The 19,045-nt window shown below is 63.9% G+C and carries 19 protein-coding genes; 10 read left to right on the top strand and 9 right to left on the bottom strand.

Annotated elements, in window-relative coordinates; genetic code table 11:
• Positions 1 to 10: 10 nt before the first annotated feature.
• The 3 genes from queG (at position 11) to xerD (ending at position 2,791) form a co-directional block, all read left to right on the top strand.
• A complete protein-coding gene (gene queG, locus M0D65_RS06755; protein ID WP_266251964.1) occupies positions 11 to 1,261 on the top strand; it encodes a tRNA epoxyqueuosine(34) reductase QueG in 1,251 nt (416 codons plus the stop codon).
• Positions 1,262 to 1,328: 67 nt separating this feature from the next.
• On the top strand, positions 1,329 to 1,835 hold the full coding sequence (locus M0D65_RS06750; RefSeq protein WP_266251963.1) for a methylated-DNA--[protein]-cysteine S-methyltransferase: 507 nt from the start codon (positions 1,329 to 1,331) through the stop codon (positions 1,833 to 1,835).
• Positions 1,832 to 2,791: a site-specific tyrosine recombinase XerD gene (xerD, locus tag M0D65_RS06745; RefSeq protein ID WP_266251962.1), complete on the top strand. Its 960-nt coding sequence runs from the start codon at positions 1,832 to 1,834 to the stop codon at positions 2,789 to 2,791. The genes M0D65_RS06750 and xerD overlap by 4 nt, the downstream gene beginning before the upstream one ends.
• A 15-nt stretch (positions 2,792 to 2,806) precedes the next feature.
• Here xerD and M0D65_RS06740 read toward each other — a convergent pair whose 3' ends face one another.
• Positions 2,807 to 4,405, bottom strand: a complete 1,599-nt coding sequence (locus M0D65_RS06740) for a class I adenylate-forming enzyme family protein (RefSeq protein ID WP_266251961.1) — start codon at positions 4,403 to 4,405, stop codon at positions 2,807 to 2,809.
• 168 nt (positions 4,406 to 4,573) lie between these two features.
• Between M0D65_RS06740 and M0D65_RS06735 the strand changes: the two genes are divergently transcribed.
• Together M0D65_RS06735 and plsY are read left to right on the top strand one after the other, a co-directional pair.
• Positions 4,574 to 5,065, top strand: a complete 492-nt coding sequence (locus M0D65_RS06735) for an aminoacyl-tRNA deacylase (RefSeq protein WP_266251960.1) — start codon at positions 4,574 to 4,576, stop codon at positions 5,063 to 5,065.
• Positions 5,066 to 5,185: 120 nt separating this feature from the next.
• A complete protein-coding gene (plsY, locus tag M0D65_RS06730; RefSeq protein WP_091011195.1) occupies positions 5,186 to 5,839 on the top strand; it encodes a glycerol-3-phosphate 1-O-acyltransferase PlsY in 654 nt (217 codons plus the stop codon).
• 138 nt (positions 5,840 to 5,977) lie between these two features.
• Here the strand turns inward: plsY and M0D65_RS06725 are convergent, their stop codons facing one another.
• Positions 5,978 to 6,463: a YajQ family cyclic di-GMP-binding protein gene (locus M0D65_RS06725; protein WP_091011196.1), complete on the bottom strand. Its 486-nt coding sequence runs from the start codon at positions 6,461 to 6,463 to the stop codon at positions 5,978 to 5,980.
• A 194-nt stretch (positions 6,464 to 6,657) separates the two neighbouring features.
• Here M0D65_RS06725 and murB point away from each other — a divergent pair, with 194 nt between their 5' ends.
• Positions 6,658 to 7,695 (top strand): UDP-N-acetylmuramate dehydrogenase, encoded by a 1,038-nt coding sequence (gene murB, locus M0D65_RS06720; protein ID WP_266251959.1) that lies wholly within the window; start codon positions 6,658 to 6,660, stop codon positions 7,693 to 7,695.
• A gap of 92 nt (positions 7,696 to 7,787) precedes the next feature.
• On the opposite strand, the gene argF is transcribed toward murB, so the two are convergent.
• Positions 7,788 to 8,717 carry an ornithine carbamoyltransferase gene (gene argF, locus M0D65_RS06715; protein WP_091011198.1) on the bottom strand — a complete coding sequence of 310 codons (930 nt, stop codon included), beginning with the start codon at positions 8,715 to 8,717 and terminating at the stop codon, positions 7,788 to 7,790.
• 438 nt (positions 8,718 to 9,155) lie between these two features.
• On the opposite strand from argF, the gene M0D65_RS06710 reads away from it, so the two are divergent.
• A complete protein-coding gene (locus M0D65_RS06710) occupies positions 9,156 to 9,491 on the top strand; it encodes a DUF3579 domain-containing protein (protein WP_091011199.1) in 336 nt (111 codons plus the stop codon).
• Positions 9,492 to 9,668: 177 nt separating this feature from the next.
• On the opposite strand, the gene rpsT is transcribed toward M0D65_RS06710, so the two are convergent.
• Complete coding sequence (rpsT, locus tag M0D65_RS06705) at positions 9,669 to 9,947, bottom strand: 30S ribosomal protein S20 (protein ID WP_091011200.1); 279 nt, start codon at positions 9,945 to 9,947, stop codon at positions 9,669 to 9,671.
• Between the two features lie 412 nt (positions 9,948 to 10,359).
• On the opposite strand from rpsT, the gene murJ reads away from it, so the two are divergent.
• Positions 10,360 to 11,910: a murein biosynthesis integral membrane protein MurJ gene (gene murJ / locus M0D65_RS06700; RefSeq protein ID WP_091011201.1), complete on the top strand. Its 1,551-nt coding sequence runs from the start codon at positions 10,360 to 10,362 to the stop codon at positions 11,908 to 11,910.
• Positions 11,907 to 12,764, top strand: a complete 858-nt coding sequence (locus M0D65_RS06695) for a SirB1 family protein (RefSeq protein WP_091011202.1) — start codon at positions 11,907 to 11,909, stop codon at positions 12,762 to 12,764. Before murJ ends, M0D65_RS06695 begins: the two co-directional genes overlap by 4 nt.
• 147 nt (positions 12,765 to 12,911) lie before the next feature.
• On the opposite strand, the gene M0D65_RS06690 is transcribed toward M0D65_RS06695, so the two are convergent.
• The 5 genes from M0D65_RS06690 to lpxK form a co-directional block, all read right to left on the bottom strand.
• On the bottom strand, positions 12,912 to 13,670 hold the full coding sequence (locus M0D65_RS06690) for a 3-hydroxyacyl-CoA dehydrogenase (protein WP_091011203.1): 759 nt from the start codon (positions 13,668 to 13,670) through the stop codon (positions 12,912 to 12,914).
• A 177-nt stretch (positions 13,671 to 13,847) separates the two neighbouring features.
• A complete protein-coding gene (adk, locus tag M0D65_RS06685; protein ID WP_091011204.1) occupies positions 13,848 to 14,510 on the bottom strand; it encodes an adenylate kinase in 663 nt (220 codons plus the stop codon).
• A 258-nt stretch (positions 14,511 to 14,768) separates the two neighbouring features.
• On the bottom strand, positions 14,769 to 15,587 hold the full coding sequence (gene kdsB / locus M0D65_RS06680) for a 3-deoxy-manno-octulosonate cytidylyltransferase (RefSeq protein ID WP_266251958.1): 819 nt from the start codon (positions 15,585 to 15,587) through the stop codon (positions 14,769 to 14,771).
• Positions 15,588 to 15,734: 147 nt separating this feature from the next.
• Positions 15,735 to 15,941 carry a Trm112 family protein gene (locus tag M0D65_RS06675; protein WP_091011206.1) on the bottom strand — a complete coding sequence of 69 codons (207 nt, stop codon included), beginning with the start codon at positions 15,939 to 15,941 and terminating at the stop codon, positions 15,735 to 15,737.
• A complete protein-coding gene (gene lpxK, locus M0D65_RS06670; RefSeq protein ID WP_266251957.1) occupies positions 15,922 to 16,938 on the bottom strand; it encodes a tetraacyldisaccharide 4'-kinase in 1,017 nt (338 codons plus the stop codon). The genes M0D65_RS06675 and lpxK overlap by 20 nt, the downstream gene beginning before the upstream one ends.
• A gap of 600 nt (positions 16,939 to 17,538) precedes the next feature.
• Between lpxK and xseA the strand changes: the two genes are divergently transcribed.
• Complete coding sequence (gene xseA, locus M0D65_RS06665; RefSeq protein WP_266251956.1) at positions 17,539 to 18,918, top strand: exodeoxyribonuclease VII large subunit; 1,380 nt, start codon at positions 17,539 to 17,541, stop codon at positions 18,916 to 18,918.
• Positions 18,919 to 19,045 lie beyond the last annotated feature (127 nt).

Here is a 19,045-nt window from a genome sequence, read left to right as displayed (position 1 = left end):
AAATGGCGTGATGAACCGAAGTCCGCAGTACCCCGTTGCAGACACGCCTGCGTCCGATGACGATGCGCGTGTCATGCGTCGTTTCGATGAAGCGGCGCTGACAGCGCTCGCCCTGCGCATCAAGACATGGGGCCGCGAACTGGGTTTCGGTGCGCTCGGTATCAGCGATACCGAACTGCCCGATGCCGAGTCGGGACTCGCTGCGTGGCTCGAGGCGGGCTACCACGGCGAGATGGATTATATGGCCAAACATGGGACGAAACGCGCGCGGCCGGCCGAGCTTGTGGCCGGTACGCGACGCGTGATCACCGCCAGAATCGCCTATTTGCCCGCGCTGACGCTGACCGGAACGCACGCTGGAAAGGTGACCGAAAGCGATTCCTCGCCCGCTCCTGATGCACCTGACTGGCGTGCCGACGAAATGGCGCGGCTCGCCGATCCGTCCGCAGCGGTCGTGTCGATCTATGCACGCGGTCGCGATTATCACAAGGTCATGCGCCAGCGGCTGCAGCAGCTCGCGGAGCGCATCGAAGCGGAAATCGGTGCCTACGGCTATCGCGTCTTCACCGATTCGGCGCCGGTGCTCGAAGTGGCGTTTGCGCAGAACGCGGGGATCGGCTGGCGCGGCAAGCACACGCTGCTACTGCAGCGCGATGCCGGTTCGCTGTTCTTTCTCGGCGAAATCTATGTCGATCTGCCGCTACCCACCGACGCATCGATCGATCCCGATAGCGCACCCGAAACCGCCGGCGCGCATTGCGGAAGCTGCACGCGGTGTATTGACGCATGCCCGACCGGGGCGATCGTCGAGCCGTACAAGGTGGACGCGCGGCGCTGCATCTCATATCTGACGATCGAACTGAAAGGCAGTATTCCCGAAGATATGCGACCGCTGATCGGCAATCGCGTGTATGGGTGCGACGACTGCCAGCTCGTGTGTCCATGGAACAAGTTCGCCCAGGCCGCGCCGGTCGCCGATTTCGACGTACGGCATGGGCTCGACCGCGCGTCGCTGGTCGAGCTGTTCGACTGGAGCGCCAGCGATTTCGATACGCGGATGCAAGGTAGCGCGATACGCCGCATCGGCTACGAGTGCTGGTTGCGCAATCTTGCGGTCGGTATGGGTAACGCGCTGCGCGCCGATGCGGCAACGCTTGCCGGCGCTGCGCGTAGCGCGATCGTCGACGCACTGCGCCGGCGCGCGGACGATCCGTCGCCGCTGGTTCGCGAGCATGTTCAATGGGCGCTCGAAGCGGCGTAAAGTAGCAGGATTTTCCGGCTTCATCTCGCGGCAGGAACGCACACCGCGGGGCTAGTAGGAGGCAACGATGTTCCACGCAGTAATCGACGCACCGTTCGGCAAGGTCGGCATTCGTCTCGAAGACGGCATGGTGCGCGAGATCGTTTATTTGCCCGTTTCGGTGGACAACATCGCGCCCGCCTCGCCGCTTGCGTTGCATGCGGTCAAGCAGATCGAGCGCTACTTCGAACGTGCATCGGCCACGTTCGATCTGCCGCTCGCGCACGTCGGCACCGCGTTTCAGCGCCGCGTATGGGCGGCGATCTGCGACATTCCGCCGGGCACCGTGCTGACTTATGGACAACTCGCGAAGAAAGTCGACAGTGTGCCGCGTGCAGTCGGCCAGGCGTGCGGTTCGAACTATTTCCCGATCGTGATTCCGTGTCATCGCGTGGTAGGGTCGAACTGGATCGGCGGCTTTGCGCATGAGGATGGCGAGGGTTATTTGCGCGAGGTGAAGCGCTGGCTGCTCACGCATGAAGGTGTGCCGTATGCGGGCGGTGGCCATATGAAGCAGATGGGTCTCGCGCTATGAGCGAAACCGCTTCGAGCACGGCCGCGGCTTCCTCTTCCTCCGACACCGTTGCAACGTCGCCGCTCTTCACGGCCAGCAACGCTTCGATCGACGCGTTCTGCGACGCGCTGTGGCTCGAACACGGACTGTCCCGCAACACGCTCGATGCCTACCGGCGCGATTTGCGGCTTTTTGCGGAGTGGCTTGCCGCTACGCGCGACCTGTCGCTCGACATCGCCGCCGAACCCGATCTGACCGCCTATAGCGTGGTGCGCCAGAAAGACAAGTCGACTTCGTCGAACCGCCGGCTGTCGGTGTTCCGGCGTTACTACGCGTGGGCCGTGCGCGAGCATCGCGCGGCTGTCGACCCGACGCTGCGCATCCGTTCGGCGAAGCAGCCGGCACGCTTTCCTTCGACACTGACCGAAGCGCAGGTCGAAGCGCTGCTCGGCGCACCCGATGTCGATACGCCGCTCGGCTTGCGCGATCGCACGATGCTCGAACTGATGTACGCAAGCGGGTTGCGCGTGACCGAACTCGTTACGCTGAAGACCGTCGAGGTCGGGCTCAACGAAGGTGTGGTGCGCGTACTGGGCAAGGGTTCGAAAGAGCGACTGATTCCGTTCGGCGAGGAAGCGCATGGCTGGATCGAGCGCTATCTGCGCGAGGCGCGGCCGGAGCTGCTCGGCGCACGCGCGGCCGATGCGCTGTTCGTTACCGCGCGCGCGGAAGGTATGACGCGGCAGCAGTTCTGGCACATCATCAAGCGCCATGCCAAAACCGCCGACGTCCACGCGCCGTTATCGCCGCATACGCTGCGGCATGCGTTCGCAACGCATCTGCTGAATCACGGCGCCGATCTGCGCGTCGTGCAGTTGCTGCTCGGGCACACCGATATTTCAACGACGCAGATCTATACGCACGTTGCGCGCGAGCGGTTGAAGTCGTTGCATGCTGCGCATCATCCGCGGGGGTGATGAGCGGTCGCGGCGTCAAACAACGTCGCGCAGCTTGTGCTTGAGAATCTTGCCCGTCGACGCAGCCGGTAGTGCCGCAAGCACGCGGATCTCAGCCGGCTGTTTGTACGGCGCCAGCCGCTCCCTACACCATTGTGCAAGCACATCGGGCGCTACCGTCGAACCGGCCGCCAGTTCGACGAACGCGACGACCTCTTCGTTGCCCTCCACCGCTCGACCCACCACCGCCGATTGGACGACCTCCGGGTGCGCATTCAACACATGCTCGACTTCGGCGGGATAGACGTTGAAGCCCGAGCGGATGATCAGCTCCTTGCTGCGCCCGACGATATGCAGCGCACCGTCCGGGTCCTGGCGGGCGAGGTCACCGGTTTTCAGCCAGCCGTCGCTGGTGACGGTGGCGTGCGTTTGTTCCGGGTTGCGGTAATAGCCGAGCATCACGTTCGGGCCGCGCGCCCACAGCTCGCCGATTTCGCCGGGCGCGGCTTCGACACCGTCGAGCGTCACGAAGCGCACATCGACGCCGGGAATGACCTGGCCGACCGAGCAATCGGCGCGCGGCGTATCGAGCATCGTCTGCGCGATGGTCGGGCTGCTCTCCGTCATGCCGTAGCCGTTGTGCAGCGTGACGCCGTACACGCCTTCGACGCGCGCCTTCAGTGCCGCATCGAGCGGCGAGCCCCCTGAGTAAGCAAACCGCAGATGCGGCGCCGACCACGCATGGCCCTGCGCCTGCAGATGCTCGAGCAGCTTTGCGTGCATCGCGGGCACGCCCTGGAAGATCGAGATCCGTTCTTCGGCGAGCGCGCGCCGCACCGCTTCGGGCGAGAAGCGCGGGGCGAGCCGCAGCGTCGTGCCCGCGAACATGCTGCCGAGGCACACCGAGGCGAGGCCGTACACATGCGAGATCGGCAGCACCGCGTAGACCACGTCGTTCGGACCGATGCGGCGCAGCGAGCTCGAAATCCCGGCGATGAACAGCAGGTTGCGATGCGACAGCATCACGCCTTTCGGCGCGCCGGTGGTGCCGGTCGTGTAGATGAGGGCGGCGCATTGACGGTCGTTGGCGACTTCGACCGGTTCGGGGGCGACGCTGGCGTCGAGTGCGTACGACCAGGCGCCGATATCGGTGGCAAGCGCGGGCGCCGCCTGTGCGTCATGACGTTGTGCATGCTGTCGCGCGTCGGGCGAGGTTTCCACCGCGTACGCGACGATGCGCGGTTGCGCATGCGCGCGGATTGCGTCGAGTTCGGCGGCGGAGAGTCGTGCATTCGATACGAGCGCCCATGCGTCGAGCTTCGCTGCCGCAAACAGCAGTACCACCTGCACGATGCTGTTTTCTGCCACGATCATCACGCGGTCGCCGCCGCGCACGCCTTGCGCCTGCAGGATCGCGGCTACACCATCGATCGCCAGGGCGAATTGCGCATAAGTCAGGCTGCGTGCGTCTTCGATGAGCGCCGGATGTTCGGGCTGCCGGGCCGCCGCGCGCGCCGGAAGCTCGGCGATGCGTGCGGGCAGTGCGGCGAGCAGGGCGGGGACGTCGATGGCCGAACGAAGGGTGGGCGTGCTCGCGCCCTGTGGGTCGATATTCAATGCTGTCTCCGGTGCCATGCAGGATGATTGCCGCATCGTCTGGATGACTGCTGAACGACCTCGGTGACGAGTCTATCCGGCCTATCCGTGCGACGATTTTCGAACGATCGTGCCACAAGCCACGGCCGCGCACAATCGAGGATAGGGCAAATAGCCGTTGCGCGGCACGGCCATTACAATGCGCCGATGAGCAAATCCAGACACGTTTCCGAAACCCCCGCGACCCAGTTTTTGCGCCGGCACGGTGTCGCGTTCGGCGAGCATCCGTATGACTATGTCGAGCATGGCGGCACCGCCGAATCGGCGCGCCAGCTCGGCGTCGACGAGCATCACGTGGTGAAAACGCTGGTGATGGAAGACGAGCATGCAAAACCGCTGATCGTCCTGATGCACGGCGACCGTACCGTCTCGACGAAGAACCTCGCCCGGCAGATCGGCGCGAAGCGTGTCGAGCCATGCAAGCCCGAAGTCGCGAGCCGACACTCCGGTTATCTGATCGGCGGTACGTCGCCGTTCGGCACACGCAAGGCGATGCCGGTGTATGTCGAATCGACGGTGCTCGAACTCGAACGCGTTCTGCTGAACGGCGGGCGGCGCGGTTTTCTCGTCAGCATCGAGCCCGTCGTACTCACCACGCTGCTCGATGCGAAACCGGTGCAATGCGCGAGCGTGGAGTGACCAGGTTGACGCTCGACGTGAAGCGCTGTGGCGGTTCGGTAGAATGGCGGCCGTTGCACTCGTGTTCGCGTGCAGCGGCGGCGCCTTCCCCCTAAGACCAAGAGACAAAAGAGCCCCAACATGGAAAACCTGATCGTCGCCGTCGCGGCCTATCTGATCGGTTCGGTGTCGTTTGCCGTGATCGTCAGCGCTGTCATGGGGCTGGCCGACCCGCGCTCGTATGGTTCGAAGAACCCCGGCGCGACCAACGTGCTGCGCAGCGGCAACAAGACGGCAGCAATCCTGACGCTGGTCGGCGATGCGTTCAAAGGGTGGCTCGCGGTCTGGCTCGTCGATCGCTTCGGCGCGCATTACGGTCTCGACGACGACGCGGTTGCGCTGGCGGCGATCGCCGTGTTCCTCGGGCACCTGTACCCGCTGTACTTCCGCTTCAAGGGCGGCAAAGGCGTGGCGACCGCGGCCGGTGTGCTGCTCGCAATCAATCCACTGCTGGGTCTCGCCACGCTGCTGACGTGGGTGATCGTCGCGTTCTTCTTTCGCTATTCGTCGCTGGCGGCGCTGGTGGCCGCGATCTTCGCACCGCTTTACGATGGTTTCCTGTTTGGGCCGAGTATCGTCACGCTCGCAATCGTCGTGATGAGCGCGCTATTGATCTGGCGTCACCGCGGCAATATCGCGAAGCTGATGGCGGGGCAGGAAAGCCGGCTCGGTGGGAAGAAGGACGACGCGGGCCAGGGCGCCGGTGGTAACAAGCAACAGCAGCGTCGCCGCTGAATGAGCCGGGCCGCGCGGCGCTGTTTGCCGTGCCGGCGCGCTAGCTGCATTGGTTGCTGCGGTTGCATCGACTAAACGGTCACGTTGACCGCGCCGCCTGTGCAGGCTGCCTCAGTCGCCTCAGCCGCCTCAGTCGCCTCAGTCGCGAAAGTTATTGAAATCGAGCGGCGTATCGGTGACATCCTTGCGCAGCATCGCGATCACGCCTTGCAGATCGTCGCGTTTCGTCCCGGTCACGCGTACCGCATCGCCCTGAATGCTCGCCTGCACCTTGATCTTGCTGTCCTTCACGAGCCTGACGATTTTCTTCGCGAGATCGCCCGACACGCCTTTCTTCACGGTGACGACCTGCTTGAGCTTGTCGCCGCCGATCTTCTCGATCTTGCCGTAGTCGAGGAAGCGCACGTCGACGTTGCGCTTGGCCATCTTCGACAGCAGGACGTCCTTGACCTGGCCCAGCTTGAATTCGTCGTCGGCGAACGCGGTCAGTTCGCGCTCTTTCTGCTCGACACGGGCATCGGACCCCTTGAAGTCGAAACGGGTGGAAATTTCCTTGTTGGACTGCTCGATCGCGTTCTTGACTTCGATCATGTTGGCTTCGCTGACGACGTCAAACGATGGCATTGCTTTCTCCCAATAGTGCTGCGTGCGCGGCGCGGCAGGGGCTGCGCACCACGCTCTCGCTATAATCATGGACCGGCTGTCATTTTACCGGCGCCACCTCGTTTGCCCAAGGCCGCTGCGCAATATGCAGCGATGTCATGGAAGCATTGCGCGATCCTGATCGATCGACCACCTCGTTCTTCCCGTGTATTTCAATGCCCCAGCCTGATTCCCCTTCGTTCGTTGCCGGTTACCCGCTACGGGCGCACAACACTTTTGGCTTCGACGTGCGCGCGCGCGTCGCCTGCCGGATCGAGCACGAAGCGCAGTTCGCGGCGGCCGTGCGCGACCCGCGGGCGGCGGGGCTGCGCCGGCTCGTGCTGGGCGGCGGCAGCAACCTGGTATTGACCGGCGATTTCGACGGCCTGGTGCTGCTCGTCGCATTGCAGGGGCGTCGGGTAATTCGCGAAGACAGCGACGCATGGTACGTCGAAGCGGCAGCCGGCGAGAACTGGCACGCGTTCGTCGCGTGGACGCTCGATCACGGGCTGCCCGGCCTCGAAAACCTGGCGTTGATTCCGGGTACTGTCGGCGCAGCGCCGATCCAGAACATCGGTGCGTATGGGCTCGAGATGGCCGAGCGTTTCGCCTCGCTGCGCGCGGTGGATCTCGCCACCGGCGATATCGTCGAAATGGACGCCGCCGCGTGCCGGTTCGGGTATCGCGACAGTTTTTTCAAGCAGGAAGGGCGGGACCGTTTTGCGATCGCATCGGTAACGTTCAGGTTGCCGAAAGCCTGGACGCCGCGCGCCGCCTATGCCGATCTCGCGCGACAACTCGCTGTCCAGCAACAGGCCGATGCACCGGATGCGCGGGCGATCTTCGATGCGGTGGTGGCGGTACGCCGCGCAAAACTGCCCGACCCGTCGGTACTGGGAAATGCAGGCAGCTTCTTCAAGAACCCGGTCATCGATGCCGCGCGCTTTGCCGCATTGAAGGCGCGCGAGCCGGAGGTGGTGTCCTACCCGCAACCCGACGGCAGCGTGAAGCTGGCGGCTGGATGGCTGATCGATCAGTGCGGCTGGAAAGGCCGGGCCGTTGGCGCGGCCGCCGTGCACGAGCGACAAGCGCTCGTGCTGGTGAATCGCGGCGGCGCGACTGGCGCCGAGGTGCTCGCGCTGGCCCGCGCGATCCGCGAGGATGTGCTGCGCCGCTTCGACGTGGAGCTTGAAATGGAACCGGTGTGTCTCTGATGCTCTGCGTGCGAAGCGACCTCGCAGTCTTTCCAGGCACGTTTCGAACCTGAAAGCCGTTTGGCCACCCGGCCTGGAATAGCGCGTACGGCTCAGTGATTCAGCTTGCCGAGCAGCAGAAATTCCATCAGCGCTTTCTGCACGTGCAGGCGGTTTTCCGCCTCGTCCCACACCACGCTTTGCGGCCCGTCGATCACTTCCGCGCTGACTTCTTCGCCGCGGTGCGCCGGCAGGCAATGCATGAAGAGTGCATCGGGGCGCGCGCGCGCCATCATGTCCGCGTCCACACACCAGTCCGCGAAGGCTTTCTTGCGGACTTCGTTTTCCGCTTCGAAACCCATGCTGGTCCAGACGTCGGTGGTGACGAGATCGGCGCCCGCGCAGGCTTCGTCCGGATCGTCGAATTCCTTGTAGAACGGCGCGCTATCCGCTGAAACCAGCCCGTGGTCGAGCTTGTAGCCGGGCGGCGTGGACAATTGCAGCTTGAAGCCGAGAATCTGCGCGGCTTCGATCCACGTGTAGAGCATGTTGTTGGCGTCGCCGACCCACGCGACCGTCTTGCCGCGAATCGGCCCGCGATGCTCGTAGTACGTGAAGATATCCGCCAGCACCTGGCACGGGTGATATTCGTTGGTCAGACCGTTGATGACCGGCACGCGCGAGTTGTCGGCAAAGCGCTGGAGAATGTCCTGGCCGAACGTGCGGATCATGATGATGTCGACCATCCGCGAGATGACCTGAGCCGCGTCTTCGATCGGTTCGCCGCGCCCGAGCTGGGTGTCGCGCGTGCTCATGAACACCGCGTGACCGCCGAGCTGGAAGATGCCCGCTTCGAACGACAGGCGCGTGCGCGTCGAGTTCTTCTCGAAGATCATCGCGAGCGTGCGGTCGTGCAGCGGATGATACGTCTCGTAATTCTTGAACTTGCGTTTCAGGATGCGTGCGCGTTCGAGCACGTACTCGTAGTCGTCCAGCGAGAAATCCTTGAACTGCAGATAGTGACGAATTTTCTTGGCGGTCATAAAAACAAATACGGCGGACTGACCCGGCGAAAGTGCCGGACGGCGCCGCCGTCGTTTGTGGTAACTCGATGCAGCATAAAGGATTTTGCTCCGTTTGACGAGCCGGCCGCGAGAGCCGTCTGGGCGCGGCAGGACGTCATTCAAGCGGGGCGGAACGGTCTGTGTGCAGTGCGGAAAGAGGTCCGCTGCGCTATAATTGCGCGGTTTTCTGAAGTCCGGCCAGCAGGTTCGCTGCTTGTCGGAACGCGGGTCGCACACCCGGCACGCTTTCCTTGCGATGCACCGTTATGGTCGCTGTCGTGGTCGCTGCCCCGGCCGTCTTAAGGCTGCCTGTAGCACCTGGCGGCACGTACTGCGGGCTGTGTGCAGCGTGTTCGCGCAATCACACACGCAGCGGCGTTAGCCGGCGCTTTGCCGGGCAGTCAACAGGTAATCTACATGGCCGAAGCACCCCCAACCGAGTATTTCATCCAAGGCATTACGCACAGCGGAAAGACGTTTCGGCCGAGCGACTGGTCGGAGCGACTCGCTGGCGTGATGTCGTGTTTCGGGCCGGGTGCGAAAGGGCCGAATGCCAGACTGCAGTACTCGCTGTATGTGCGTCCTACGATGCTCGGCAATCTGAAGTGCGTGATCCTCGACTCGCGTTTGCGCGACATCGAACCGATGGCCTTCGATTTCGTGCTGAACTTTGCGAAGGACAACGACCTTGTCGTGACGGAGGCCTGTGAGTTGCCGCCTGAGCACGGTACGCGCAAGGGTGCGGCCGGGTAGGTGTGCAGCAACGGTGCAGCAAAAGTCGTGTCATTGGAAAAACCCGCCTCAGCGGGTTTTTTTACGCATTCACGTCATGCTCCGTCACACCGCCGGACAAACAAAAAAGCCCGCCAAAGCGGGCTTTAATGACGCAGCGGAAACAGGAGGCGGTCCGCTGTCGCGGACCTGCCAGGATTACTGTGCTGCGGGCGCTTGCAGGCCCTTGAGGGCTGCAGCGAGGCGGCTCTTATGGCGAGCAGCCTTGTTCTTGTGAACGATTTTCTTGTCGGCAATGATGTCGATGGTCTTCGACGATGCCTGGAAAATTTCAGCGGCCTTGGCCTTGTCGCCGGCTTCGATTGCCTTGCGAACAGCCTTGATGGCGGTGCGGAACTTCGAGCGCAGCGCCGAGTTATGCGAGTTAGCCTTGGCGGCCTGGCGGGCGCGCTTACGTGCTTGTGCGGTGTTAGCCATGACGGTTCCTTATCCTGTTCCTGTTTCCAGAGCCTGACCTGAAAGGGGCGGGCGCTGCTTTTGATCCGACCTCTGGAAGCGATTGCCCAGAGGCGCAAAAAATAAAATTCGACGACGGTCTACGCGAAATCGGCCAGTTTCTACGGCCCGCGCAGCAGCCCGACAGTCGAGCAAGCTTGGAAACCGGCGATTATAGCAACAAAATCAGGCATGTGGCAAACGAAACGGTGGGTCCGGCCGGGCGGGGCGTCGCCGGCCTAAAGGGACACAACCGGGGACACAACCGGCGCCCGGCTGGCCCTGCACCGACGGAAATCCCGTGCCGTCGAACGACTGCCGCGCAAACCGGTCCGAAGCGTTCTATCTGCCGAACGCCCGTTCGGTGGTCCGGCACCCGTATAATGAGCGCCCCATGAATCTATTCCGAGCCCTGCTGACGGTCAGCGGCTTCACGCTGCTGTCGCGCGTGACCGGACTGGCCCGCGAAACGCTGATCGCCCGTGCGTTCGGCGCCAGCCAATACACCGACGCGTTCTACGTCGCCTTCCGCATTCCGAATCTGCTGCGCCGCATTTCCGCCGAGGGCGCGTTCTCGCAGGCGTTCGTGCCGATCCTCGCCGAATTCAAGAACCAGCAGGGCCACGACGCGACCAAGGCACTGGTCGACGCGACCTCGACCGTGCTGGCCTGGGTGCTGGCCGTATTGTCGGTGCTCGGCATTTTCGGTGCGTCGTTTGTCGTGTTCGTGGTCGCGTCGGGCCTGCGCGCCGACGGACAGGCCTACCCGCTCGCCGTATCGATGACGCGGATCATGTTCCCGTACATCGTGTTCATTTCGCTGACGTCGCTGGCGTCGGGCGTGCTCAACACCTACAAGAACTTTTCGCTGCCGGCATTCGCGCCGGTGCTGCTGAACGTCGCGTTCATCGTCGCGGCCGTGTTCGTCGCGCCGCATCTGCAAAAACCGGTCTATGCGCTCGCCTGGGCGGTGATCGCGGGCGGTGTGCTGCAGTTTCTCGTGCAGTTGCCGGGGTTGAAGAAGATCGACATGCTGCCGCGCATCGGCCTGAACCCGCTGAAAGCGCTCGCGCACCGCGGCGTGAAGCGCGTGCTTGCGAAGATGCTGCCCGCGATGTTCGCCGTATCCGTCGCGCAGATCAGCCTGATCATCAACACGAACATCGCCTCGCGTATCGGGCCCGGCGCCGTATCGTGGATCAATTACGCAGACCGATTGATGGAATTCCCGACGGCGCTGCTCGGTGTCGCGCTCGGCACGATCCTGCTGCCGAGCCTGTCGAAGGCGCACGTCGACGCCGATCCACACGAATACTCGTCGCTGCTCGACTGGGGCCTGCGCGTGACGTTCCTGCTCGCCGCACCGAGCGCAGTCGCGCTGTTTTTCTTCGCCGAACCGCTCACCGCCACGTTGTTCCACTACGGCAAGTTCGACGCCAACGCCGTCGTGATGGTCGGTCGCGCGTTGTCCGCCTACGGTGTCGGGCTGATCGGGCTGATCCTCATCAAGATTCTCGCGCCCGGTTTCTATGCGAAGCAGGACATCAAGACACCGGTGAAAATCGCGGTCGCCGTGCTGATCGCGACGCAGATCAGCAACTACATCTTCGTGCCGATCTTCGCGCACGCGGGCCTCACGCTTAGCATCGGCCTCGGTTCGTGCATGAACGCGGGCTTGCTGTTCTTCATGCTGCGCCGCCGCGGTATCTATATGCCGTCGCGCGGCTGGACGGTGTTTTTCGCGCAACTGATCGGCGCGTGTCTCGTGCTGGCCGGGACGATGCACTGGTTCGCGGTGAATTTCGACTGGATCGGCCTGCATGCGGAGCCGCTCGCGCGGATCGCGCTGCTCGGCGCGTGCCTCGTGCTGTTCGCGGCGCTATATTTCGGTATGCTCTGGCTCATGGGTTTCAAGTACGCGTATTTCAGAAGGCGAGCGAAGTGATCACGACGACGCGGGTTCTCGATTATTTCAGCACACTCGTCGCGGAGGACGACAGTCTGCCGCTGACCGAAGCGGCACTGTCGCTGGCCCAGGACGCTTATCCCGACGTCGATCTGCAGGGCATCCTCGCCGAAATCGACGAACTCGCGGTACGTCTGAAACGCCGCATGCCCGACGATGCCGACATCAAGCAACGCGTCGGCATCCTGAACCGGTTCTTCTTCCGCGAGCTGGGTTTCGCGAGCAATCTGAACGACTACTACGATCCGGACAACAGCCACCTGAACATGGTGCTCAAGCGCCGGCGCGGCGTGCCGATTTCGCTTGCAGTGCTGTACCTGGAGATGGCCGAGCAGGTTGGCATCCCGGCGCGCGGCGTATCGTTTCCCGGGCATTTCCTGCTGCGCGTCACGATGCCCGAAGGCGAAATGATGCTCGATCCGATTTCGGGCAATTCGCTGAGCGAATCCGAGATGGTCGACATGCTCGAACCTTACGTGGCGAAGGCGGGCGAATCGGTGGGCCGGGCGCTGCGCATGCTGCTGCAACCGGCAACGCGCCGCGAGATCGTCGCGCGGATGCTGCGCAACCTGAAATCGACGTATCTGCAGACCGAGCGGTGGCAGCGGCTGCTCGCCGTGCAGCAGCGGCTCGTCATCTTGCTGCCGGGCAGCATCGAGGAAGTGCGCGACCGCGGCTTCGCGTATGCGCGGCTCGATTATCTGCGGCCCGCGCTCGAAGACCTCGAACACTATCTGGAAGATCGGCCGGACGCGGAGGATGCGACGGTGGTCGAAGCGCAACTGCACGAACTGCGGCAACGCACACAGCAACAGCACAACGACCGCGATTGACGGATTGACGCGCGGCGAACGATACGTCGTTCGGACGCGGTAAAAGAAACGCCAGCGATACGTATCGCTGGCGTTTTTTGTTGCGTAGGCCGACAGACAACGCTTCGCGCAGCGCCCGGAAGCCGGTGCCGCGCGCACGTGCGTCAGTTACTTCGGTTGCATCCGGATCGCGCCGTCGAGGCGGATCACTTCGCCATTCAGCATCGGATTGTCGAAGATCTGCTTGACGAGCATCGCGTACTCATCCGGTTTGCCGAGACGCGAAGGAAACGGCACCATCGCGCCGAGCGCATCCTGCACTTCCTGCGGCATGCCGAGCAGCATCGGCGTTTCGAAGATGCCTGGCGCAATCGTCATCACGCGGATCGCGTTGCGCGCGAGGTCGCGTGCGAGCGGCAGCGTCATGCCTGCCACACCCGCCTTCGATGCCGCATACGCCGCTTGCCCGATCTGCCCGTCGAATGCCGCCACCGATGCCGTGTTCACAACCACACCGCGTTCGCCATTGGCGTTCGGTTCGTTCTTCGACATCGCCGCAGCCGCGAGCCGCGTCGTGTTGAACGTGCCGATCAGGTTGATCGCAATGGTGCGCGAGAACGAGTCGAGCGGATGCGGACCGTCCTTGCCGACGGTCTTCACCGCCGGTGCGACACCCGCGCAATTGACGAGGCCGCGTAGGGTGCCGAGCTTCGTCGCGGCTTCGACCGCCTGGATCGCGTCGTCTTCGCGGGTCACGTCGCATTTGACGAACACACCGCCGAGTTCCTGGGCGAGCGCGGTACCTGCCGCTTCGTTCAGATCGGCGAGCACGACCTTGCCGCCCTGTGCGACGAACAGGCGCGCCGTTGCCGCGCCGAGGCCCGATGCACCGCCGGTGATCAGGAATACGTTGTCACGAATCTCCATCTTGCTCTCTCCTTTGTATATGCCTCATGGGCAGTCGTATGAGGGGGCTCGTGGCCTGCTGCCGGCATGCGGCAGCGACGTTTGCCGTGACCTCACACCAGCACCTCAAAGAAAAAACGCCGCGGGCACGAAGCCGGCGGCGCACGCGCGACAGCCGCTCGATGCGCGGCCGCCGCGTTATTTCAGCGCGTCGAAGACGCGCGTACGGATGTCGTCGACGCTACCGAGCCCGGAGATCCGGCGATACGCCGGCGCATTCAGACCGCTCTCGGCGCCGCGCTGCGCCCAGCCGTTGTAGTAGTCGATCAGCGGACGGGTTTGTGCGACGTACACGTCGAGCCGCTTGCGCACGGTCTCTTCCTTGTCGTCCTCGCGCTGGATCAGCGGTTCGCCGGTAATGTCGTCGACGTTCTCGACTTTCGGCGGATTGAACTTGACGTGATATGTGCGCCCCGATGCGGCATGCGAGCGACGTCCGCTCATGCGCACGATGATCTCGTCGAACGGCACGTCGATTTCCAGCACGTAGTCGATTGCGACGCCGGCGTCTTTCATCGCTTCGGCTTGCCGCAACGTGCGCGGAAAACCATCGAACAGATAGCCGTTCACGCAGTCCGGCTCGAGCAGACGTTCCTTGACGAGATTGATGATGAGTTCGTCCGACACGAGTTCGCCGGCATCCATGAAGCGCTTCGCTTCGACACCGAGCGGCGAACCGGCCTTCACGGCGGCGCGCAGCATATCGCCGGTGGAAATTTGCGGAATGCCGAATTTTTCCTTGATGAAGGTGGCCTGGGTTCCCTTGCCCGCACCGGGAGCGCCCAACAGGATCAAACGCATTTGATATCTCCAGATCTATGTGAATTCTATGCGGCCTATCGCTTGAGCGGCTTGAGCGGCTTGAGCGCATCCGCTCGTTTTGTTCGTGAATTGCGGGGCAAGCGGCATTGGGCTTTTATCGAACGGTTAACGGCACGTCTCGCGCAGCACGCATCGCTTCGTGTGAAACGGGCGGCGCTGCAAGACGGGGCACGGTACAGCAGGTAGTGCGAAAGCCGAACGAACGACGATTACCGGATGGGTCGCGCAACCGCCCGATTATGCCATGGGTTTTTCGGCGCCCGAGGCGAATAGCTCGCGTACGCGGGCCAGGTCGGCCGGGGTGTCGACGCCCGGCAGCGGTACGTCCTGCGTGATCAGCACCGCGATCCGTTCGCCGTGCCACATCGCGCGCAACTGTTCGAGCGCTTCGACCTGTTCGATCGGCGATAGCGTGAGCGACGGGTAGGTGCGCAGGAATTTCGCGCGATACGCATACAACCCGATATGCCGGTAGACCACAGCCGGCGCAGGCGGCGCGGGCATTGCCGAGAGATCGGGCCAGTGCGATTGCCACGCGTCGCGTGCCCACGGGATCGGTGCGCGCGAGAAGTACAGTGCCACGCCACGCGCATCGGGCACGACCTTGACGACGTGGGGGCTGAAGATTTCAGCAGGATCGTGAATCGGATGCGCGGCCGTCGCGATCGCGCAGCCGTCACTCGCGGCGAGATGCGAAGCCACACCGCGCACCAGCGCGGGATCGATCAGCGGTTCGTCGCCCTGCACGTTGACGATGATCGTGTCGTCGCTCCAGCCGAACCGCGTGGCGACTTCCGCAAGACGATCGGTGCCGGACGGATGATCGGCGCGTGTAAGCACCGCTTCGATGCCGTGGGCATACGCGGCATCGAGTACCTCCTGGGCGTCGGACGCGATCAGCACCTGTTGCGCGCCCGCTTCGCGTGCGCGTTCGGCCACGCGCACGACCATCGGTTTGCCGCCGATGTCCGCGAGCGGCTTGTTAGGCAGACGCGTCGACGCAAGTCGCGCGGGGACGACGGCAATGAAGGGCGGCGTAGAGGTAGCGTTGGGCATCGCGAGGAGGGCGGCGGAAAGGACCGGAAACGGAAGCCGCAGGAAACGCAGCGGCTGAACGGTGAAGTGCTATGCCGGCAGGCGGGTGTGAGGCTGTCGATGCGAGGCCGGTGTGACCTCACACCCGCGCCCGGCGAGTGACACGACTCAGGTGCCGGCGCCCGGTTGAAGCGGCTCGACGGGCGTACCTTCGACAGTCTGACGCGCTTCGTCGACGAGCATGACCGGGATGCCGTCGCGGATCGGATACGCGAGCTTGTCTGCGTGGCAAACGAGCTCCTGCGCGGCACGATCGTAGCTGAGCGGGCCCTTGCAGATCGGGCAGACAAGAATTTCAAGCAGGCGAGCGTCCACGGAGTTTCTCCACAACCAGAGCGATGAGGCGATGATCGAGCGCGGCTTCGACTGGAACAACCCAGATCCGCGCATCGCGCCAGGCTGCCAATTTTACCGCATCCTTTTCGGTGATCAGGATTGAGTCGGCATCGGCGTCGACGAACGGGTTGCTGCTGAACGCATAGTGATCGGGCAGCGCGCGCGTGGCCGGTGTAAGACCGGCGGCCCGCAGCGTCGCGAAGAAGCGCTCGGGCGCACCGATTCCCGCGGCGGCCAGCACGCGGTTGCCGGCGAACTGCGCGAGCGGACGGCGCAGTTCGGGACTGTCGAGATGCCATGCATCGCCGGGTGTGAGCACGAGCGGCCATGTATTCGGCCATGGCGGCAACGCGCGTTCGTAAGGGTTGTTGATCAGCGTCGCATCGCGCCTGCGCGACAACGGTTCGCGCAGCGGACCGGCGGGCAACAGAAAGCCATTGCCGCCAAGCCGGTGATCGAACACGACCAGCTCGACATCGCGCGCCAGACGATAGTGCTGCAGGCCGTCGTCGCTGACGATCACGTCGACATCGGGGTGCGCCGCGCATAGCGCCAGCGCGGCAGCGACGCGGTCGGGACAGACCCACACCGGTGCGCCGGTGCGGCGGGCGATCAGCAGCGGTTCATCGCCGGCATCGGTGGCGAGCGATGCCGGTGTGACCTGCGTCGGTTCCTTGATTCTCGCGCCGTAGCCGCGCGACACGACGCCGGGCACAAAGCCGGCGGCACGCAGTGCATCGACGAGTGCGATTACGGTCGGCGTCTTGCCGGTTCCGCCCACGGTGACGTTGCCGACCACGACGACCGGCACGCCGACGCGGACCGCTTTGCGCCAGCCGAGCGAGAACGTCGCACGTCGTGCGCCGGCAATCGCGCCGAACAGACAGGCGAACGGTGTGAGCGCCCAGGCGAGCGGGCCGCGTTGTTGCCATTCGCGCGCGAGGCGCGCTTCGATACGGGCTTTCAATCCGCTCATCGAGGGGCAGGCGGGAGCAGTGCGATGTGCGGCGCACACATCGCGGGCATGGATGACGCGATCCACAGATAAGACATCGACGCGATTCTCCAGGCAATCAGGATCAAAAACAGGATGAAAAAAGACACAAGCGGTTTGCTACGAAAAGCGCGGGCAGCGAGTGCGCATGCCACAGGTGTTGTTCGCCGCCCGCCCGGCATCCGCGTGGAACGTCCGGGACCCGGCACTCTAGCGCGCGGGCGTCGTATGCGGCAAGTCGCGCGGGCCGGGCTGCCACCACGGGTTTGCATTGAGCACACGTAGCCCGCCTGTGGATAACTTTGTGGAGAAGTCGCCCTGTGACACCCGGGAAAGGCCGCGCAGAAAGCCCCGGATCGACTTCAATGCATGATAGATAGATAAAAAACCCATGCAAATCAAATAGATGCCACGAACTCATGAGCGTTTGCGCGGTGTCGGGTCCGTGCTTTGCGCAGCCGGTTCGCCGTGTGGACACTTGCGGCATTTTATGCGGCAGGGCTGGACGGCGCGGGCCGCCCGGACTATCGTCTGTCGGCTGTCCGAACGCTCCTTTTGGCTTTTCCTCTGATCATTCCTCGCATGAATTCCGATAGTTCCTTTTCATCGTCGCTGCCCGCTGGCGGCGATGCGGTCGTGCCGGTGTCGATGCTCAATCGCGCGATCGGCACGATGCTCGAACGCTCGTTTCCGCTCGTCTGGGTGTCGGGCGAGGTGTCGAATTTCACGCGCGCCGCGAGCGGCCACTGGTACTTCTCGATCAAGGATGCCCAGGCGCAGATGCGCTGCGTGATGTTCCGCGGCCGTGCACAGCATGCCGAATTCACCCCGCGCGAAGGCGACCGCATCGAAGTCCGCGCGCTCGTCACGATGTACGAACCGCGCGGCGAACTGCAACTGAACGTGGAGGCGGTGCGTCGCACGGGGCAGGGACGGCTCTACGAAGCGTTCCTGCGTCTGAAGGCGCAACTCGAGTCGGAAGGGCTCTTCGATGCGAGTCGCAAACGCGCGTTGCCTGCGCATCCTCGTGCGATCGGTATCGTCACGTCCCTGCAGGCCGCCGCCTTGCGCGACGTGCTGACGACGCTCACACGACGCGCGCCGCACGTGCCGGTGATCGTGTATCCCGCACCGGTGCAAGGCGTGGGAGCGAGTGCGAAGCTTGCATCGATGGTCGAGGCAGCGAACGCGCGACGCGAAGTGGACGTGTTGATCGTCTGTCGCGGGGGCGGCTCGATCGAAGACCTGTGGGCGTTCAACGAAGAAGTCCTGGCGCGCGCGATAGCCGCGAGCGAGCTGCCGGTGGTGAGCGGCGTCGGACACGAAACCGATTTCACGATCGCCGATTTCGCCGCCGATCTGCGCGCTCCAACGCCGACCGGTGCCGCCGAACTCGTCAGCCCGCAGCGCGCGCTGTTGCTGCGCGATCTCGGCCAGCGGCATGAGGCGCTGGCGCGCAGCTTCGATCGCACGATGGAGCGTCGCGCGCAGCAACTCGACTGGCTGTCGCGGCGACTCGTTTCGCCGGCGGAACGGCTCGCGCGGCAACGGACACACCTGCAGCAACTTGGGGTACGTCTGGCTTCGGCAGGCGCACGACCCGTGCGCGATGCACAAGCGCGTTTTGCGCTGCTACAGATGCGCTGGCAACGCTGGCGTCCCGATACGGCCACCCATCGCGCGACGCTGCAACGGCTCACGCAGCGGCTCGACGATGCATTGTTACGGCAGCATGAACGGCACACGGCACGCGTGGCCACGCTCGCTGCACGGCTCGATGTGCTGAGCCCGCAACGCACGCTCGAGCGTGGCTATGCGGCGCTGCTCGACGGGCAAAGCGGACGCGCCGTGCGCGCGCCTTCAGCATTGAAGCCCGGCCGGCGCTTCACGGTGCATCTCGCCGACGGTACGGCTGACATTGCTCTCGCCGATGTGCAGCCACGTCTTACCGATGGTTTCTGACGACGCTTTCATCTGCCGCACTTTTGACCTCGCTGCATCGCTGTGTGGGCATTCATTACGGCGCTTACGCAGCACGTTGCATGCCGCATCCGCGCGATGCCGATCATAAAGGCCGCTGGTTTGCGGG

Origin of the sequence: Paraburkholderia sp. CHISQ3 (assembly GCF_030464945.1) — a bacterium.
In the GTDB taxonomy this organism is placed as follows: Bacteria; Pseudomonadota; Gammaproteobacteria; order Burkholderiales; family Burkholderiaceae; genus Paraburkholderia; species Paraburkholderia megapolitana.
Note: the sequence above shows the minus strand (reverse complement) of the source record. Positions and strands in the feature narration are given on the sequence as shown.

What these genes read in the sequence shown, in the direction of transcription:
- M0D65_RS06735 (WP_266251960.1), top strand. Translation starts at nt 4,574, where the DNA reads ATGAGCAAATCCAGACACGTTTCCGAAACCCCCGCGACCCAGTTTTTG.
- rpsT (WP_091011200.1), bottom strand. Translation starts at nt 9,947, where the DNA reads ATGGCTAACACCGCACAAGCACGTAAGCGCGCCCGCCAGGCCGCCAAG.
- M0D65_RS06725 (WP_091011196.1), bottom strand. Translation starts at nt 6,463, where the DNA reads ATGCCATCGTTTGACGTCGTCAGCGAAGCCAACATGATCGAAGTCAAG.
- xerD (WP_266251962.1), top strand. Translation starts at nt 1,832, where the DNA reads ATGAGCGAAACCGCTTCGAGCACGGCCGCGGCTTCCTCTTCCTCCGAC.
- argF (WP_091011198.1), bottom strand. Translation starts at nt 8,717, where the DNA reads ATGACCGCCAAGAAAATTCGTCACTATCTGCAGTTCAAGGATTTCTCG.
- queG (WP_266251964.1), top strand. Translation starts at nt 11, where the DNA reads ATGAACCGAAGTCCGCAGTACCCCGTTGCAGACACGCCTGCGTCCGAT.
- xseA (WP_266251956.1), top strand. Translation starts at nt 17,539, where the DNA reads ATGAATTCCGATAGTTCCTTTTCATCGTCGCTGCCCGCTGGCGGCGAT.
- adk (WP_091011204.1), bottom strand. Translation starts at nt 14,510, where the DNA reads ATGCGTTTGATCCTGTTGGGCGCTCCCGGTGCGGGCAAGGGAACCCAG.
- lpxK (WP_266251957.1), bottom strand. Translation starts at nt 16,938, where the DNA reads ATGAGCGGATTGAAAGCCCGTATCGAAGCGCGCCTCGCGCGCGAATGG.
- M0D65_RS06710 (WP_091011199.1), top strand. Translation starts at nt 9,156, where the DNA reads ATGGCCGAAGCACCCCCAACCGAGTATTTCATCCAAGGCATTACGCAC.
- M0D65_RS06740 (WP_266251961.1), bottom strand. Translation starts at nt 4,405, where the DNA reads ATGGCACCGGAGACAGCATTGAATATCGACCCACAGGGCGCGAGCACG.
- M0D65_RS06690 (WP_091011203.1), bottom strand. Translation starts at nt 13,670, where the DNA reads ATGGAGATTCGTGACAACGTATTCCTGATCACCGGCGGTGCATCGGGC.
- M0D65_RS06750 (WP_266251963.1), top strand. Translation starts at nt 1,329, where the DNA reads ATGTTCCACGCAGTAATCGACGCACCGTTCGGCAAGGTCGGCATTCGT.
- murB (WP_266251959.1), top strand. Translation starts at nt 6,658, where the DNA reads ATGCCCCAGCCTGATTCCCCTTCGTTCGTTGCCGGTTACCCGCTACGG.
- plsY (WP_091011195.1), top strand. Translation starts at nt 5,186, where the DNA reads ATGGAAAACCTGATCGTCGCCGTCGCGGCCTATCTGATCGGTTCGGTG.
- kdsB (WP_266251958.1), bottom strand. Translation starts at nt 15,587, where the DNA reads ATGCCCAACGCTACCTCTACGCCGCCCTTCATTGCCGTCGTCCCCGCG.
- murJ (WP_091011201.1), top strand. Translation starts at nt 10,360, where the DNA reads ATGAATCTATTCCGAGCCCTGCTGACGGTCAGCGGCTTCACGCTGCTG.